Raw genomic sequence first — 15,840 nt, 5'->3', positions numbered from 1 at the left:
ATCCGAGGATAGATTAAGGGTAGTTTCCTGCTCCAGCACCTTGGCGAGGGTTCGCTTATGTTAACTTTGAATAAGTTTCTATTTAAAGTCTCAAGATATTTTGTCGATAAAAACTTACAACTATAAACTCAGGTAAAAAGAAAAAACATGAGAAATTTCTCATGTTTTAACATTTATCAATTCACATCTAACTTTTTACAAAAAAGTTAGTTTATCGTTTCACCATTTGGTGCATCCGTATCAGGATTTACAAAAACCAATTTACCTTCTGAATTTGTTGTCATCAGGATCATTCCCTGACTTTCAACTCCGCGTAAAGCTCTTGGCGCTAAGTTGGCTAAAACCGTAACACGTTTACCAATGATTTCTTCTGGCGAAAAGCTTTCGGCAATTCCCGAAACAATTGTACGAACATCAATTCCGGTATCAATTTTAAGAACCAAAAGTTTGTTGGCTTTTGGCATTTTTTCAGCTTCAATAATAGTTCCTACACGTAAATCCATTTTGGCGAAATCCTCATATTGAATTAAATCTTTTTGAGGTTCTGCTTGTTTGTTTTCGGCAATATTAGCTGTTTTTGTAGCTTCCAATTTATCTATTTGTTTTTGTATTTCTTCGTCTTCTATTTTTGCGAATAATAATTCGGCTTCACCAATTTGGTGACCTTCCGGAATCAATTCTGAATTTTCAGTAACATCATTCCATTTCAATTTACCTTCATTTTTCAGGATTCCTGACAACTTTGCAGCAGTAAAAGGCAAGAACGGTTCAGCAAGAATACTCAACGCAGCAGCAATTTGCAAGGCAACATACATTTGAGTTTTTACACGCTCCGGATTGTCTTTCATTACTTTCCAAGGCTCTTCATCGGCAAGATATTTATTTCCTAAACGCGCAACATTCATCAATTCGCCCAAAGCTTCACGGAATCTGTAACGCTCAACCGAACTTGAAATCACGGCTGGATACGCTTTTAATTCTGCTAAAGTCTTTTCGTCAACCTCAGATAATTCGTTTGGCGTAGGTATAAATCCGTCGTAATATTTGTTGGTTAAAACCACAACACGATTAATGAAGTTCCCGAAAATTGCAACCAATTCGTTGTTATTTCTCGCCTGAAAATCTTTCCAGGTAAAATCATTATCCTTAGTTTCAGGAGCGTTAGAGGTTAATGCATAACGCAAAACGTCTTGTTTCTCCGGAAATTCTTCCAGGTATTCGTGCAGCCAAACCGCCCAGTTTTTAGAAGTCGAAAGTTTGTTTCCTTCCAAATTCAAAAACTCATTTGCAGGAACATTATCCGGCAAAATATAGCTTCCTTCGGCTTTAAGCATCGCAGGGAAAATAACGCAGTGAAAAACAATATTGTCTTTCCCTATAAAATGAACCAGTTTCGTGTCTTCATCTTTCCAGTACGGTTCCCAGTCTTTTCCTTCACGGAGAGCCCATTCTTTAGTTGATGAAATATATCCTATTGGTGCATCAAACCAAACGTATAATTTTTTTCCTTCGGCACCTTCAACAGGAACATCAATTCCCCAATCAAGGTCACGCGTTACTGCGCGAGGTTCAAGACCGCCATCGATCCATGATTTTACTTGTCCGTAAACATTAGGTTTCCAGTCGTTTTTATGTCCAACCAAAATCCATTCAGTTAAGAAATCAGAATATCTGTCAAGAGGTAAAAACCAGTGTTTTGTCGATTTCAAAATTGGAGTTTCTCCGGTAATCGTCGATTTTGGGTTAATTAAATCCGTAGCATTTAGAGTAGATCCGCAATTTTCGCACTGATCTCCGTAAGCTCCATCATTGCCACATTTTGGGCAAGTTCCAACCACAAAACGGTCTGCAAGAAACTGATTCGCTTTTGCATCATACAATTGCTCTGTTACCTCTTCAATAAAATCACCATTATCATACAATGTTCTAAAAAATTCCTGAGCTGTATCATGATGAATTTTAGCCGAAGTACGAGAATAATTATCAAACGAAATTCCGAAATCATTGAATGATTTTCTGATAATTCCGTCATATTTATCAATAACTTCTTGTGGTGTAATTCCTTCTTTTTTAGCTTTCATCGAAATTGCAACCCCGTGTTCATCACTTCCGCAAATAAACGCAACGTCTTTTCCTTGCAAACGTAAATATCTCGAATAAATATCTGCAGGCACGTAAACCCCCGCCAAATGCCCAATATGTATAGGTCCATTCGTGTAAGGCAATGCCGCCGTAATAGTATATCTCTTTGGATTTTGTATCATAACTCAATTTTATTGAGTGCAAAAATAAGCAATAGAATTGAGATTTTGTTATTCTGCGGAGTTTCACAAAGAAAAACCACTGAGATTCTTGAAGGTTCTCACTGAGATTCACGAAGTTTTTTATTTGTATAGCTTAAAATAATCTTGCAAAGTCGTAAAGGCGCAAGGAAATTCGCTGCAATTTGTCATTTCGACCAAAGGGAGAAATCCCACTAGAAACTCGACAAAGATTGACATTTTTCTTTCTGGTTTAAACGGGACTGAAGTCCAGCCCTACAATATGTTCCGAACCTAAGGTTCTCTTTAAAATTTTCGGAGGAACGATTTTTTTAGTACTGGATTTCAGTAAAGGCGCAAAGAAATTCGCTCCAATTAGTCATTTCGACCAAAGGGAGAAATCCCACTAGAAACTCGACAAAGATTGACATTTTCCTTTCTGGTTTAGACTGGACTAAAGTCCAGCCCTACAATATATTCCGAACCTAAGGTTCTCCTTAAAATTTTCGGAGGAACGTTTTTTTATAGGGCTGGATTTCTGTGCATTCTCCTGAGTCCAGCCTTACAATACATCCCGAGCCAAAGGCTCTCTCCAAAAAAAGTTCCAGAGGAACGATTTATTTTGTAGGGCTGGACTTCAGTCCAGTCTCCGTGTTTAGAGACGCCAATCTTTGCGAGGCTTCGTCTCAGTCTCACAAAGAAAACCGAAACAAGAAAAAAATCCGTATTGATCAGCGTTTTCACGAAGTGATCCGTGTCATCCGCGTGCCATTGACTTTGACTTCGCCTGACAAAACATAAAACCTTTGCGCGATTATTTCAACCCAATTGATATTAACCTCTGTGAAATAACACCATAAAATAGAACCAGTTTAAACTAGCATCCGCATTAAAATCTTAAAAATTTATTTTGCAATCTTTGCCCTGAAAAAAACAAAGACAATTTTATGAGCAAGACAAAATTAATCATCAATAAAAACGGATCTATTAAAATCGAAGGTGATTTTGAAATCATGGATTCTGAAGGAACTGTTTACGGACTACAAGGAAGAGCTGCATTAGGACTTTGCCGTTGCGGATTATCTGCAAACAAACCTTTTTGCGATGGAGGGCACCGTAATAATTTCGAACACGATTCTATCGCATTCGATTTACCACCAATGAAAACAAACTAAGAAATCTTATTTTCTGGTTATACTATAAAAGCTGCATCATGCAGCTTTTTTTATATATAAAGTTCCCCACGCATTGTTATAACCGCAGAACCGCCTACTAAAATATCATTTTCTCTTGCCATTACTTCAATAAGCGAAGGCTGACTCAATTTTACGCCTTGCAGAATTTTATATTCGGTATTGGGTTGCGTGTATTTATGTTGGGTCAAAAATCCAATTAATGGTCCCGCAGCTGTTCCTGTTGCAGCGTCTTCATTGATTCCGATTAAGGGATTAAAAAATCGGGCTTCGGCTATATTATTTGGATCTTCGTCAGAAAGTGTAAAGCAATAGAAACCTTCAAAGTCGTATTCTTTAGAGATTTCGATTAAGCGTTTGTTGTCCGGAATGCAATCGTGTAGAAATCTCCTGTTTTTTATGGGAACCATAACATGCGCAACTTCTGTTTGAACTATTGTAGGCAAAAGATCGTCTACCGTTAAATCGTCAATAGTTAAACCAAGTGCTTTTGCGATTCTCGAAGCCGGAACTTCCTGACCAATAGTTGCAGGTTTTTGATGCATTTGCACAATTGGATCTGCTGTAAGGGGATCAAAACTTGTGGTTAATCGAATCGGACTATCTTTCATGATTACAAAATGATCGGTTTCATTTTGTTCCTCAAATATGGAGATTTTTTTGAGTAAGGCAGCGCAAACGGCACCTAATAAATTGTGTCCGGCGCCATCAACTTCAAAACCTGAAGGTGTAAAAGACCTAACATTCAAAGCTTTTTGTGTTGTCGAATAATAAACAAATGAAGTCTCAGAATAGCCAAATTCCTTTGCAATATTCGAATATGCTTCGATTGCTAAATCGCCATCAGTAAAAACAACAGACAACGGATTTCCTTTGTAACTTTTGTTAGAGAATACATCTAAAACGTAGTATTCTAATGTTATTCTATCTTTCATTATGATTTCTTTTTGTTGAAATTAATTCGATAGAATAAAGTTACTATTTGTTCTTTGATCTAAGTTACAATGAATCGTTTTTCTTTTACAACATTCGTTTTTGTTCTGCGCTAATATTTATTGTTTTTTCAAGTCTCGAAATTCTGGTTTTTTCCTGTTTTGCCGTCATAATCCAGTGAATCATAACTTTTTTGTACGATGGTGCTTGTGTATTAAAATATTTCCAGGCGATTGTATTGGCTTTAAATTGTTTTTCAAACTCAGGATCAAGAATAGATGGTTCCTTTTCGTGCGAATAAATTCCGGATCTTTCTTCAGATCTTAGTGCGAAAGCTTTCTCACCTTCGCGCGTCATTAATCCTACTTTGATAAGATCTTCGACTTTTTTGATGTTGATCGCGCTCCAAATACTGGATTTTTTTCTTGGTGTAAACCTTATCAAATAACTTTGGTCATCAATTGATCTTCGAACGCCATCGATCCAGCCAAAACAAAGCGCCTGATCTACAGATTGTGACCACGACATTGACGGTTTTTTGCTGTTGACTTTATAGAAACCTACTAAAAGTTCGGTTTCTTTTTGGTGATGCTTTTCTAGCCATGCTCTGAATTCGTTTTGGGTTGCGAAGAAAGTTGGGTTCATTTTATTTCGTTTTTAATAGCGGTGGCGGTGGCGGCGGAGGTAAAACAGATTTTGAGCTGAAAAAAGTTAGCTTTTTATTGGTTTCAATTAATCTTACTTTCTTTTTCCAGGTATAAATCCATTTTGCTAAAGAATCCAGATCTTTTGGAACATCGTCTTTGTGGCTGTGTATTGCAATTGATTTTTTGATTGAATCTTTGTCAATATAAAAGGTGTAATATCTCCCATCGCTATAATCTTCCTGATAATTCTCGTTGTATTTTTTCAGTTGCGTTTTAGAAATTAAATCTAACAGTTTTGCTTTATCTTTTTTACTTATTAAAGCGATATAATTTGTTTTGCTTTTTGGAATCTTAGTGCTGTCAAAAGCATCGTAGCCACTCCAATGTTCTCTAATATAAACACTATCGTTTGGAGTGAATTTTACCGAAAAACTAGTTTCGAAAGTGTTGCTAAAAGTAAAATCGAAATATTTAAACGTTACATTTGATTCTTCTTTTTTAGAACAAGAGATGAACAATAAAAGTAACGAGATAAGTACGATTTGTATTTTCATAGTAAAGTTTTAATTTTTATTCATCAAGTTCTTTCCAGCAAACATATATTTCTCTTTGAACTTCTTTTTCTAGTTTAGGAAGTTCATTTAAAACCTAAAACTGACTTTCTTTGCTTAAATAGAATTTATCTTCTTTAAGTTTAAAATCCATTGCTCCTTTTATGATTGCAATCATTTCATTGGTTTCTGATGTTCCGTTTGCAAAATTTGGACCTATCAAATATCTTAAAATATCTTTTTCATATTGCGGTTTATAAAAGAGAATATGAGTCACTATTGGCAAATAAAAGTAAAAATAACTATTGGTGTTAGATCCATATTGAATTTTATCGAATTCAGAAATTAAAATGTCTGATTCCGGATCTGTGGATTCCCGATTTAATTCTTTTAATAATTCAAAAGTGGTTTTTGCACTTGGAACTATGTTTCCCATTCTTTTTAAAGATGAAAATGTCTTCTCAAATTTTGAGTTATTTGCTATTGTATTAAACCAGTTGAAAATTTTCAATTTATTCTATTTTTATAATTTTATTTTGAATGGAATGTGGTTCAGTTCTGATGAAAATTAAATTCTTCGATATCGTGATATCCAAAAACTTCAATTTCCGGATGTTCATTTATTAAATTTCTGATTTTGTCTAATGTATTTAATCTTAAATTATTGTCTTCGGCTCTCATTTGCGCCAGTTGATTTACCGGATGATTAGTGTCAGTAAGTTCAATTCGCATATAATAAGCATCGGCAATATAAAATAACCATCCTTTTTCTGTTTTAAAAACTACACCGCAATGTCCTAACGTATGCCCGAAAAGCGTAATAAGAAAAAATTCTGTTTCAGTATCGATACTGACTTTTCTGGCTTCAAACCCGAACCAATCAAAATCTGATTTTTCATAAGTTTTAATTGTTGGGTTATGAGATAAAGGTGTTTTGAGATATCTGGGATTTCCGGAAAGAAAACTTTTGTATTCTTCAATTCCTACATGAACGGTTGCATTTGGTAAATCTGCCAATCCGCCAATATGATCATTATCCAGATGCGAAATAATGCAATCAGTAACTTTTGCTGGATCTAGTCCCAATTTTTCGATTTGTTTTATTGCAGTTTGATTTTCGTCGAAATGATAACCAACCATGTCTATAAGCTGCTGACCGATTCTTTCTCCCGGGTTTTGAATGTTTAAAAGACCAATACCGGTATCGATCAAAATGAGTTTGTCGTTTTCCTGAATCAATAGGCAATGTCCGCAAACATTATCGTTTACGGGTGAAACAATTTTTACGCAGTTGAGGTGGTGGATTTGGGTCATGGTGATTTTGCTTTGATTGATTTTGTCATTACGAACACAGATTCTAAATCTGTATTATCGGATTGTAAATTTAACAGATTTAATCAAAAGCAGACATGAACAAATCCCAAATTATCCAGGTTTTCTTTCTCTTTTTGTTCGGATTTTGATTGTTTGGATCTTCTAGCCAAAAGTCACAAACATTACAGATGATCTCATCTTTATAGATTACATCTCCATTATATAAACTATCCTTAAAAATGAAGTCACTTCCGTAATTATGTTTTTGATGAGTTTGAGTCCATTGTACATTGTTAATTAATAGCTTGTCTGATCCACAACGAGGACAGCATTCTGCATTTTCATAATAGAGTTGTGTTGGTTGGGCAATAAATTGATCAATAGCTTTTTGAGTCAAGTTTCTTTCTAGTATGTAATTTTTTATGTCTTCTTGCGTATCACGCATGTAAGTATGCTGTTTGTATTTGGCAAAAAAAGCCAATTCGTGATCTGAAAATGTATCTAGAAAATCTTTGGTTTTGCCCATTGCTTTACTGCTATTGTTGATGTTTTCTTTAGTTGTGTGAAAGTGCTAAAATACTGTTTTAATGAAGCTTGATATAATAAAAGGAATAATTTTCTTATAAAAAAAATATCAGCGTTAGGGATAGCAGCGAAAAGCCCACAGCTTGACGAAGGAAGTGCGAGGACTTGCAGCAATAGCCCGATTCGCGGCGGCTGAAACGCCTAAAAAAATATTTATATCAAGTTCCCTATCTTTGTAAACGTAAATTAAAAGAGCAAATCATGGCAAAAGGTCCCGAGAAAAACACGAAAAACAAGGCTTTGCATACTAAACTACTCAATAAGAAAAAAGCCAAAATTCAGGAGGAGAAAAAAGCGCATGCTTTGCGCTTAAAGGCTTTGGTGACAAAAATGAATCAGAAAAAGAATAGTGATGAATCTGATGCTATTTAAATCAGATTGTATTTCGTTTCTGTTTTAATTTAGCTGAAATTTGCAAATCAAGATATAAAAACAAACAAAATGGAGGAATTCGGTAGAATACTAGTTTCTGAAACGGCAATGAATAGTGAAAATCTTCAGGATGTGATTCACTCTAATATTTCGGTAATCAATTTAATGCGTGAGGAAGATGTCGATGATGAGTTTATTCACGAAGATGCCTTGATGAGTTATTATCTTGATTATTACTACTCGCAATATGCTGAAGGAAATTTTGCTCAGTTTGTACACAAATCAGGTTGGAATAAGGAACTGAACGAACTTATCGAAGAAGGTCTGGCTTTGATTGGCGCCGAAAAACACTTGGAATTATTCCAACAACAAAGCAAAAAAGTAAAACTGATGAGCAGCGTAAAGCTGAATAAATTTCTTAGCGGAAAATTGGAAGGTGTAAACCCAACAAGAGATTTGCTGAACAACGATACTTTCTTCGAACTAGAAGAAAACTTAATTACTTTGAATGCCGGTTTCCTGAAAAATCACCCTGATTTCGAAGTGCTTTCGGTAGATGATATGTTTGCAGCTTTAGAGGAATATGTTGGGCATGAGATAAAAAGAGCTTAGGTTTTGTTGTTTAACCACAATGCACGCTAAGGTTTCGCAATGCACGCAAAGTTATTTGTTTGAATGTCTATAAAACCGCACACAATCCCTATAGATATCAGGAGCGAAGGCTCAATATTTTTTATAGAGAGCCTTCGGCTCGATTTATATTGTAGGGACGGATTTTAATCCATCTGCGTAAAGATTATTCTTAGGATTGTCAGGCTGAGCGGAGTCGAAGCCACACAAAGTTTTTAGAAAGAGCCTTCGGCTCGATTTATATTATAAGGATGGATTTTAATCCATCTGCGCAAAGATTATAATGCGTTTTTATTTGAATGTATTCGAAATCTCTCGAAATTTAGATAGTGATAGGTAGCGAATTTTTTGTTTCACGCAGATTTTAAAAGATTTAGGCAGATTTAAAAAAATCATTTTAATCTTTTAATCTTTGGCGTTAAAATAGAACTTTGTGGAGCTTTTTCCGAAGCTTCGACTTCGTTCTGACAGTTGTTATGAAAAACTTTGCGAATCTTTGCTCCCGATAGCTATGGGGATTGGGTGGAATATTTTATTGTTTCTTAATATTCATAATGCATTATTTTGAGATTATTTAATGTTGATTAAAAAACGTTTTTTCATGATAATTGTCAAAAAACAAATGCACGATATTAATTATATTTGCATAAATGTCAATATAAATAGTAACTGAAAAATCTAAATACCATGAAAACCAGATTTAAAATTGTATGTATTGTTGCAGTATTGTTGTTAGGTTATTCTTGTAGCAAATCTGATCTGGATAAAGGAATTGATTGTTTTGGCGAGTCATTTTTTATGAAATTCAAGAATAAAACTGATCCTGAAAATGCTAAAAAAGTTGATTTTGTTGTGGAGTATACTGGAAATTATGAGTTTAAATCTGTTAAATGGACTTTTGGTGACGGAACAACTGAAACCACAACCAACACAACAATTTCGCATATCTATACTGCCGCCGGAACTTATACTGTAAGAGCTGATATTACGATTCAGGACGGAAAAGCAGCTTGTACTGCATCACCAACAAGAAGTATTATAATTAATTAGGTTCTACAGTTGGGCGTAATTATTCTTAAAACATAGAAACATAGATTCTTTATTCTCAAAAAAGGCGTTTTTACTTATTTAAAACACACGAAGCTAGCCGCGTCAAAGAAATCTATTTCTTTTTTATTCTTTCTAGACATAAAATCTATGTTTCTATGTGTTTAATTTAGCTTTTATTAATTACACGGTTTTGTTTTTAGATCGCTTCAAATTTCGGTATGTTAAGATTTTATTATTTGATTTCTAACTTACTACAGATTCTCGTAACTTCGCCTTTGATGATTTAGCGATTTTAAAAGTTAAAAAATGAGATATAGATACTGCCTAATATTGCTGTTGCTTTTTCTTCAAACAGGATTTTCTCAAAACAAAATAAACCTTTTTTCAGAAATCAATTATAGTTCAATTCCTTCGGTTTCGTTAAGCGATTATAAATCAGTTCAGGATCGTGATAAAAAGTTTCAGAATCCTAATATTGCTTTAGGAATCGGGATTTCTGGAGGAGGTTCGAGAGCCCAGTTTTTTAGTATGGGCGTACTTTTAGGATTAGAAGAAATTAAAGGAAATAATTCGCAACGTAATTTCTTAAACGAAATAGATTATTTCTCTACGGTTTCCGGTGGTTGCTTTTCGGCAGGATATTATTTAACGATCTTAAAGAATAAGTTGTTTCATGACAATTGTTCGTTCAACGAATTTTACTTTTCTAAAGCCGATGCTTATAAAGATTATGTCGATAAATCAGCCAATATTTTGTCTTTATTAAACAATAGCCGAAACGAAAAAGGCGATAAAATATCAATGACCCAACGAATAGATTCGGATATTTTGCAATACGACGCCACAAATCCTGATAATATCAATAAGTTTAATTCTCAAATGTTATTGTCGGATTTTTTTGTTCCAAAGGATAGTAAAACAATTCCGTTATTGCCCATGTTTGTTGCCAACGGAACCGCTTTTAATAATGGCGAACGCATTCCGTTTATGCCGCATATTATTCGCGGTTTGAATCTTAATGCTTCTTTGGCTCCCAATAAAGCTTCAATCGTATTGAATGAAAATAATATTAACGATGGCTATAATTTTCCCGTAACCTATGCCATTACGGCGAGTTCTGCTTTTCCGGGCGTTTTGCCAAAAGTAAAATTTGGGGTTAAAGACCAGGATAAAATATTATGTATCGTAGATGGCGGTGCTTCAGATAATATGGGTTACAAAACTTTGGTAGAGTTGCTTCATAACGATACCAGAGTGAATGACAAAAACAAAAAAGCCCTTTTTATTGATTGCCTGGGACAAGGAAAAAAAACGCCATATATAACTGATGCCAAAATAAGATTGATTTCGTTGTTTGAAACCGCTTCTTTATACACCGTTCAAACACGCTATATGACTTTTGATAAAGATGTTGAAAGTACTTTTGAACGTTATAAAATACCAATTTCTAATTATCAAATCATTGGTTTTACTACCATTAGGGATTATTTGGTAAAGATGGAAAAAGATTACCCTTATGAAGATTTAGTGTTCGAATTAAAAAACACAAATGATGAATCGGGTAGTTGGGCAAAATTGTATGCAAATTTCAAACAGGAACTAATCATGAGGTTTGGTGAAGATTCCTTTAAAAAAGATAAAGAAGGTGAAATAATTGTTGCCACTTTAAACAAAGAAAAATTCAAAAATTTAGCTGCCAGACAAGTTTTGATGTTATATGAATATGCCTCGCATGTCGAAACAAAACTGCGAATTACTCCCGAAGAACGTGAAATGTTATTGCTGTCCGGACGTTTTGCTGCTTATTTAAAAACCAATGAATTAAAAGAATTATTGGTGGAATATAAATAGGGTTTTAGTTTCGCAGAGATTCATGAAGGTAGCACAGAGATTCGGAAATTTTATTCTTGAATTTTTGGATTGACTATTTTTAGGGGATTAATCCAATAGTGTGAATACAAGTACAAAACAAACACGAATTTCACGAATTTTAATTGGCTATTTAGTTTGTGAAATTCGTGTTCAAAATTTTGAATTTCGGCCTTGTGCTTTTTGAATCTCTGTGTAATAACATTTTCGATATTAAGAATTCTTCCATTCTTCAATAGTCAATACATTTGCATGACGAATGAATACTTTGGTTGTTAGCACGCGATGTACTTCTTCATCACGATCTGCGCATGCATCAGACAAAACACTGATTTTATAATCTTTGTCCGCCGCTTCAGTCGTGGTCGAAAGTACGATTCCACCAGTTGCAACGCCTGAAAGTATAATATGCTGAATTCCGTTTGATCTTAAAACAACTTCTAATCCGCTTCCTGTAAAAGCGCTTATACGACGTTTCATAACACGAATATCACCTTCTTGTGGCGTTAATGCAGGATGAACTTTAGAAAATTCATTTAAATTTATGTCTTTAATACGTTCTCTATACGGTGCAAAAAGTTTGTTATTAGGACTAATGTCTGAAATCCTGTTTTTAAATTCAAGCGTTACATATATTACAGGAATGTTTTTGGCTCTGGCAATTTCGATAGCATTAGCTACGTTTTTGATGATGTTTTCTGGATTTGGAAAATTGGATAATATTCCAAGTTGCATGTCCATGACAAGTAAAGCGGTGTTTTGTTCCATTTTTTTAGATTTGATTGTTGATATTGTCTGTTTCTTCTGTTTGAATCGGGATTACTATTTCCTGCGTTTTTTTCTTTCTTTTGTAAAACACATAAAACGAAATCGCGATAATAAGTGCTATAACGCCCTGAATCATTAAGCTGTTGGGCGCGCCAATATATTTAGAAACCATCCCGATGAAAAGGCTTCCTATTGGGATCATTCCAAAAGCTGCCATTGCAAAAAAGCTAATTACTCTTCCTCTCATGGCTTCGTCAGCTTCAAGCTGCAAAATGGTATTGCAAATTGGGATTAGTGACATGGTGCCAAATCCGCAAATAATAGCAACAGCCATTGCGACGGGAAAAATGTTTAAGTGAGAAAAAATGATTAAGCTTACGCCTAAAATTATTGTGTTTACAAATAAAACTCTTTTCAGGTTCGTACTTGATTTTAAAGACGCTAAATAGATTGCTGCAATAACGGCTCCCAAACCAATAAAGCTATTGATGTAACCAAAAGTGGCTGCGTTTCCTTTAAAGATGATTTTGGCATAAACCGGCAAAAGCGTATTGTAAGGAATTACAAGTAAACATAAAAGTGATAACATCAAAAGAATAACGCTAATCTTTGGCGTATTTTTAAGATACAATAAACCATCTTTCAGGTCTGTATAGATTTTCTTTTTGATTGGATTTGGTTTATAAGGCGGTAATTTCATTAATAATAAGGATATAATTACGGCTATAAAACTTATCGCATTCAATAAGAAACAGTTTCCAGCTCCAAATTTCAAGAGTACAATTCCGGATAGTGACGGACCAATTAATCGTGCAAGATTATTGAGGGTTGAATTTAAGGCGATCGCATTTGGTAAATCTTCTTTTTTCTTGATAATATCATGAACTAATGGTTGTCTTGCCGGAATGTCAAAAGCATTTACAATCCCGAGAAGAACGCTTAAACTCAATATTTCCCAAATGACATAATGCTCCATAAAGATTAAAACCGTCAGCAGCACCGCTTGCATTGCAGATATAATTTGAGTAATCATTAAAACCTTATAACGATTGTTTCTGTCTGCAACAACTCCGCCCAGAAGCGAGAATAAAAAAGATGGAAATTGTTCTGCAAAAACTGTTAATCCCAACATAAATGTAGAATGTGTCATGCTATAAACGATCCAGACGACAGCGGTGCGCTGCATCCACATTCCGATTCTCGAAATCAATTGTCCGCCAAAAAACAAAGCATAATTTCGGCTTTGAAACGCTTTGAATGTTCTGATGTTTAAAATCTTTGACATGGAGTTATTGTTTTTCTTTTCCAGAAAATCTTTTGCTTAACGGAATACTGATACAGGTAATTCCTAAAAAGAAAATCAATACCGAAATAGTATTGTCAATTGAAATTTTGGCTTTTACAAAAAGTATATATCCCACCAATAAATTGAACAAAGACCAAAGGACATTTATAGTGGGCGACGAAAGTCCTTTTCCCGGAGGATTGGCAAAAGGAGTTGGGAACTTATCGCCGGAAATTCCGTTAACAAAATGCGGAACAAAATTGGCGAGAAACATGCCAGACCAGAAACCCATAAAATAATGATACCATTCCATAACGTTTGTATTTAGTTAAGAGGGACAATTTTATTCAAAATAGGAATTGCCTTTTCCAGTAATTCCTTTTCTTCTTTTGTTAAAGTTTGGCTTATGGCTTCGGTGAGCCATTCATCACGATCAAATCTTGTTTTTTCAACCGCTTGTTTTCCGTATTCGGTTAAGGAAATGTAGACTTTTCGGCCATCTTCAGTCGAAGGAGTTCTGGTGATAATCTCCAATCCTTCAAATTTTTTGATGATTTGTGACATCGATTGTGTTTTAACCCGGGTCAAATTTGCCAATTCAGAAGGAAGCAAACGAGTGTTTCGAATCAAGTGGCCCACAGTTTCCATTTCGGTCAACGAAAGCGTATTGATAGAATACATTTGCTTGCGCAAGCTTTTGTGCAAAAGCGATATAACCGTTCTTAATGATGACGCTAATTCTTTTGTTTGCATTTTTATAAAGTTAAACTTGTTAGGTAAACTTACAAAATTAAAACAAATTTGTTTCTGTTAATCGATCATTTTAATTTTTATGAAAAGTTTCACAGATTTAAAAACAAATGAATTATTTCGGGAACATAATTAAATTTGTCGAAATTTGAATTTCCATTTAATCCAAAAAAAATTGACAGAACCATTTATGTTTTATAAAAAAATAATGTTTGCCTTATTGTTTTTGCCTGTTTTGCTATCTGGTCAGGAAAAAAGCAATACTCCTGCAGAAAATGTTTCCCGTTATTTTTATGATGATCATGTGGTTTCTATAGAAATTTGGTACGGACCGGACAATAAACCGGACAGCACAAAAACCTATTATTCGAACAGAAAACTAAATGAGATTTTTTATTATGATGATAAAGGGTTTAAAGATTTAGATGCTTTTCAGTACAACAAACAAGGTGAAAAACTGGTAACCTGGAAATTCTCTCACGGAAAATTAGTAAACAGAACCGATCATAAATTGCCTTTTAACAAAGACAGGGAAGAAACGGTTAAAAAAGCGTTGAAGTTGATGACAGAAATCAACATCAAAACAAATTATAATCCAACAAGAGTTAATGATCTTTATAATCGCGGTGTTCTGAGCATTAGTCTTGGCAACACAACATTGGCACTGGAGGATTTAAAAAAAGTAGAATATTCTCTGGATAAAGATCCTAAAAACAAAGATCTGGTTTTGGCCGATTCTTTAGAAAAAAAGAAAGCCGCTTTTAGAAGTAAACTTTACGATCGATTGGCGAGTATTTATGCATCACTGGAAATGGAAGGTTTTGCTTTTAATTATTACCACAAAGCAATAAAAAACGCTCCTGATGATTTACGTATTTTATACAACTTTGCCTCTTTATTGCAGCAACGAAAATCGAATGATCTGGCGCGTTATTACTTAGAGAAAATTGTCGCCGAAAAGCCTAATCACGCGCATGCAAGATGGGCACTGGCAAGATTGTATAGTGATATGGGGGAATATGAAAAAGCAATGGAAAATATCACGGAAGCTTTTAAATCTGAAAGTGCCATAATAGAAAGAACCACAGCTTACGGAGGTCGGGATTTAAGAACGACCAGAGGTTTAATCTATCATAAATTAGGAGAATCAGATAAAGGAATTGCTGATTTAAAGGCGGCTTTAGAAATGGATAAAAACAATTCATACGCCATGAAAAATCTGGGTATTATCTATCTCGATCAGCATAAATACAAAAAAGCCTGCGAATTGTTTCAGAAAGCCAATGAACTCAATTATACGCTGGCTTATGATGAGATCGATTTGCCATCGTTATTAGAAAGTGCCTGTAATAATGTTCAAACAGAAGTTACGAATACCATAAAGCCTTTTGTTTTTCCGAATCCCGCTGTTACAATTATTTCAGTTGAGAATTTAAAAACTAAAAATTTTGATTTCGAGTTTTTTGATTTTGAATCTAAAAGTGCATTAAAAGGCAAAACCAGTGACGGAACGATAAATGTTATAGGTTTAACGTCAGGTTTTTATGTTTTGAAAATCGCGACCCAAGATGGTATAGAAACTTTTAAGGTTATAAAAGAATAAGCATTTGTAATAAATAATTAATCCTGGCA

Annotated in this window: 17 protein-coding genes; 6 read left to right on the top strand and 11 right to left on the bottom strand. The window is 34.5% G+C overall.

The annotated features are described in order from the left end of the window. Window positions 1-206 precede the first annotated feature (206 nt). The gene (gene metG, locus QLQ94_RS04390) at window positions 207-2,264 is read right to left on the bottom strand and encodes a methionine--tRNA ligase (protein WP_482499248.1); all 2,058 of its coding nucleotides are present in this window, start codon (window positions 2,262-2,264) and stop codon (window positions 207-209) included. Window positions 2,265-3,208: 944 nt separating this feature from the next. Between metG and QLQ94_RS04385 the strand changes: the two genes are divergently transcribed. Then, window positions 3,209-3,436, top strand: coding sequence for a CDGSH iron-sulfur domain-containing protein (locus tag QLQ94_RS04385; RefSeq protein ID WP_056248078.1), 228 nt, complete (start codon window positions 3,209-3,211; stop codon window positions 3,434-3,436). Window positions 3,437-3,486: 50 nt separating this feature from the next. Here QLQ94_RS04385 and QLQ94_RS04380 read toward each other — a convergent pair whose 3' ends face one another. The 6 genes from QLQ94_RS04380 to QLQ94_RS04355 form a co-directional block, all read right to left on the bottom strand. After that, window positions 3,487-4,389 carry a PhzF family phenazine biosynthesis protein gene (locus tag QLQ94_RS04380; protein ID WP_271334000.1) on the bottom strand — a complete coding sequence of 301 codons (903 nt, stop codon included), beginning with the start codon at window positions 4,387-4,389 and terminating at the stop codon, window positions 3,487-3,489. Between the two features lie 85 nt (window positions 4,390-4,474). Beyond that, complete coding sequence (locus tag QLQ94_RS04375) at window positions 4,475-5,032, bottom strand: YdeI/OmpD-associated family protein (RefSeq protein WP_427401192.1); 558 nt, start codon at window positions 5,030-5,032, stop codon at window positions 4,475-4,477. A gap of 1 nt (window position 5,033) precedes the next feature. Continuing rightward, window positions 5,034-5,588: a hypothetical protein gene (locus tag QLQ94_RS04370; protein ID WP_482499247.1), complete on the bottom strand. Its 555-nt coding sequence runs from the start codon at window positions 5,586-5,588 to the stop codon at window positions 5,034-5,036. 94 nt (window positions 5,589-5,682) lie between these two features. Continuing rightward, window positions 5,683-6,021, bottom strand: a complete 339-nt coding sequence (locus QLQ94_RS04365) for a hypothetical protein (protein ID WP_271334003.1) — start codon at window positions 6,019-6,021, stop codon at window positions 5,683-5,685. Between the two features lie 116 nt (window positions 6,022-6,137). Further along, on the bottom strand, window positions 6,138-6,899 hold the full coding sequence (locus QLQ94_RS04360; RefSeq protein ID WP_482499246.1) for an MBL fold metallo-hydrolase: 762 nt from the start codon (window positions 6,897-6,899) through the stop codon (window positions 6,138-6,140). A gap of 79 nt (window positions 6,900-6,978) precedes the next feature. Continuing rightward, on the bottom strand, window positions 6,979-7,425 hold the full coding sequence (locus tag QLQ94_RS04355; protein WP_271334005.1) for a hypothetical protein: 447 nt from the start codon (window positions 7,423-7,425) through the stop codon (window positions 6,979-6,981). Between the two features lie 260 nt (window positions 7,426-7,685). Between QLQ94_RS04355 and QLQ94_RS04350 the strand changes: the two genes are divergently transcribed. The 4 genes from QLQ94_RS04350 to QLQ94_RS04335 all read left to right on the top strand — a co-directional run bounded on the left by QLQ94_RS04350 (window position 7,686) and on the right by QLQ94_RS04335 (window position 11,387). Further along, window positions 7,686-7,856 (top strand): hypothetical protein, encoded by a 171-nt coding sequence (locus QLQ94_RS04350; protein WP_271334006.1) that lies wholly within the window; start codon window positions 7,686-7,688, stop codon window positions 7,854-7,856. 69 nt (window positions 7,857-7,925) lie between these two features. Continuing rightward, complete coding sequence (locus tag QLQ94_RS04345) at window positions 7,926-8,468, top strand: DMP19 family protein (RefSeq protein ID WP_271334007.1); 543 nt, start codon at window positions 7,926-7,928, stop codon at window positions 8,466-8,468. Between the two features lie 705 nt (window positions 8,469-9,173). Continuing rightward, window positions 9,174-9,536, top strand: coding sequence for a PKD domain-containing protein (locus QLQ94_RS04340; RefSeq protein ID WP_271334008.1), 363 nt, complete (start codon window positions 9,174-9,176; stop codon window positions 9,534-9,536). Between the two features lie 306 nt (window positions 9,537-9,842). Further along, complete coding sequence (locus tag QLQ94_RS04335; RefSeq protein ID WP_482499245.1) at window positions 9,843-11,387, top strand: patatin-like phospholipase family protein; 1,545 nt, start codon at window positions 9,843-9,845, stop codon at window positions 11,385-11,387. Window positions 11,388-11,618: 231 nt separating this feature from the next. Here the strand turns inward: QLQ94_RS04335 and QLQ94_RS04330 are convergent, their stop codons facing one another. From QLQ94_RS04330 to QLQ94_RS04315, 4 genes are read right to left on the bottom strand one after another with little or no spacing between them, the layout of a single operon-like run. Next, window positions 11,619-12,173: a cysteine hydrolase family protein gene (locus tag QLQ94_RS04330; protein ID WP_482499244.1), complete on the bottom strand. Its 555-nt coding sequence runs from the start codon at window positions 12,171-12,173 to the stop codon at window positions 11,619-11,621. Window positions 12,174-12,177: 4 nt separating this feature from the next. Then, complete coding sequence (locus QLQ94_RS04325; RefSeq protein WP_482499243.1) at window positions 12,178-13,458, bottom strand: MFS transporter; 1,281 nt, start codon at window positions 13,456-13,458, stop codon at window positions 12,178-12,180. Between the two features lie 4 nt (window positions 13,459-13,462). Then, window positions 13,463-13,771 (bottom strand): hypothetical protein, encoded by a 309-nt coding sequence (locus QLQ94_RS04320; RefSeq protein ID WP_271334012.1) that lies wholly within the window; start codon window positions 13,769-13,771, stop codon window positions 13,463-13,465. Between the two features lie 11 nt (window positions 13,772-13,782). Then, window positions 13,783-14,211 carry a MarR family winged helix-turn-helix transcriptional regulator gene (locus tag QLQ94_RS04315; RefSeq protein ID WP_271334013.1) on the bottom strand — a complete coding sequence of 143 codons (429 nt, stop codon included), beginning with the start codon at window positions 14,209-14,211 and terminating at the stop codon, window positions 13,783-13,785. 187 nt (window positions 14,212-14,398) lie between these two features. Here QLQ94_RS04315 and QLQ94_RS04310 point away from each other — a divergent pair, with 187 nt between their 5' ends. Next, window positions 14,399-15,811 (top strand): tetratricopeptide repeat protein, encoded by a 1,413-nt coding sequence (locus tag QLQ94_RS04310; protein WP_482499242.1) that lies wholly within the window; start codon window positions 14,399-14,401, stop codon window positions 15,809-15,811. Window positions 15,812-15,840: the final 29 nt, after the last annotated feature.

It is taken from the genome of Flavobacterium sp. B114r, from assembly GCF_056824125.1.
The sequence above is the reverse complement of the archived record's forward strand: the minus strand, read 5'-3'. Positions and strand labels throughout refer to the sequence as shown.

Coding starts and splice junctions, on each gene's coding strand:
- QLQ94_RS04380 (WP_271334000.1), bottom strand. CDS start 4,389: ATGAAAGATAGAATAACATTAGAATACTACGTTTTAGATGTATTCTCT.
- QLQ94_RS04315 (WP_271334013.1), bottom strand. CDS start 14,211: ATGCAAACAAAAGAATTAGCGTCATCATTAAGAACGGTTATATCGCTT.
- QLQ94_RS04385 (WP_056248078.1), top strand. CDS start 3,209: ATGAGCAAGACAAAATTAATCATCAATAAAAACGGATCTATTAAAATC.
- QLQ94_RS04330 (WP_482499244.1), bottom strand. CDS start 12,173: ATGGAACAAAACACCGCTTTACTTGTCATGGACATGCAACTTGGAATA.
- QLQ94_RS04320 (WP_271334012.1), bottom strand. CDS start 13,771: ATGGAATGGTATCATTATTTTATGGGTTTCTGGTCTGGCATGTTTCTC.
- QLQ94_RS04345 (WP_271334007.1), top strand. CDS start 7,926: ATGGAGGAATTCGGTAGAATACTAGTTTCTGAAACGGCAATGAATAGT.
- QLQ94_RS04370 (WP_482499247.1), bottom strand. CDS start 5,588: ATGAAAATACAAATCGTACTTATCTCGTTACTTTTATTGTTCATCTCT.
- QLQ94_RS04375 (WP_427401192.1), bottom strand. CDS start 5,032: ATGAACCCAACTTTCTTCGCAACCCAAAACGAATTCAGAGCATGGCTA.
- QLQ94_RS04365 (WP_271334003.1), bottom strand. CDS start 6,021: ATGGGAAACATAGTTCCAAGTGCAAAAACCACTTTTGAATTATTAAAA.
- QLQ94_RS04335 (WP_482499245.1), top strand. CDS start 9,843: ATGAGATATAGATACTGCCTAATATTGCTGTTGCTTTTTCTTCAAACA.
- metG (WP_482499248.1), bottom strand. CDS start 2,264: ATGATACAAAATCCAAAGAGATATACTATTACGGCGGCATTGCCTTAC.
- QLQ94_RS04350 (WP_271334006.1), top strand. CDS start 7,686: ATGGCAAAAGGTCCCGAGAAAAACACGAAAAACAAGGCTTTGCATACT.
- QLQ94_RS04340 (WP_271334008.1), top strand. CDS start 9,174: ATGAAAACCAGATTTAAAATTGTATGTATTGTTGCAGTATTGTTGTTA.
- QLQ94_RS04355 (WP_271334005.1), bottom strand. CDS start 7,425: ATGGGCAAAACCAAAGATTTTCTAGATACATTTTCAGATCACGAATTG.
- QLQ94_RS04325 (WP_482499243.1), bottom strand. CDS start 13,458: ATGTCAAAGATTTTAAACATCAGAACATTCAAAGCGTTTCAAAGCCGA.
- QLQ94_RS04310 (WP_482499242.1), top strand. CDS start 14,399: ATGTTTTATAAAAAAATAATGTTTGCCTTATTGTTTTTGCCTGTTTTG.
- QLQ94_RS04360 (WP_482499246.1), bottom strand. CDS start 6,899: ATGACCCAAATCCACCACCTCAACTGCGTAAAAATTGTTTCACCCGTA.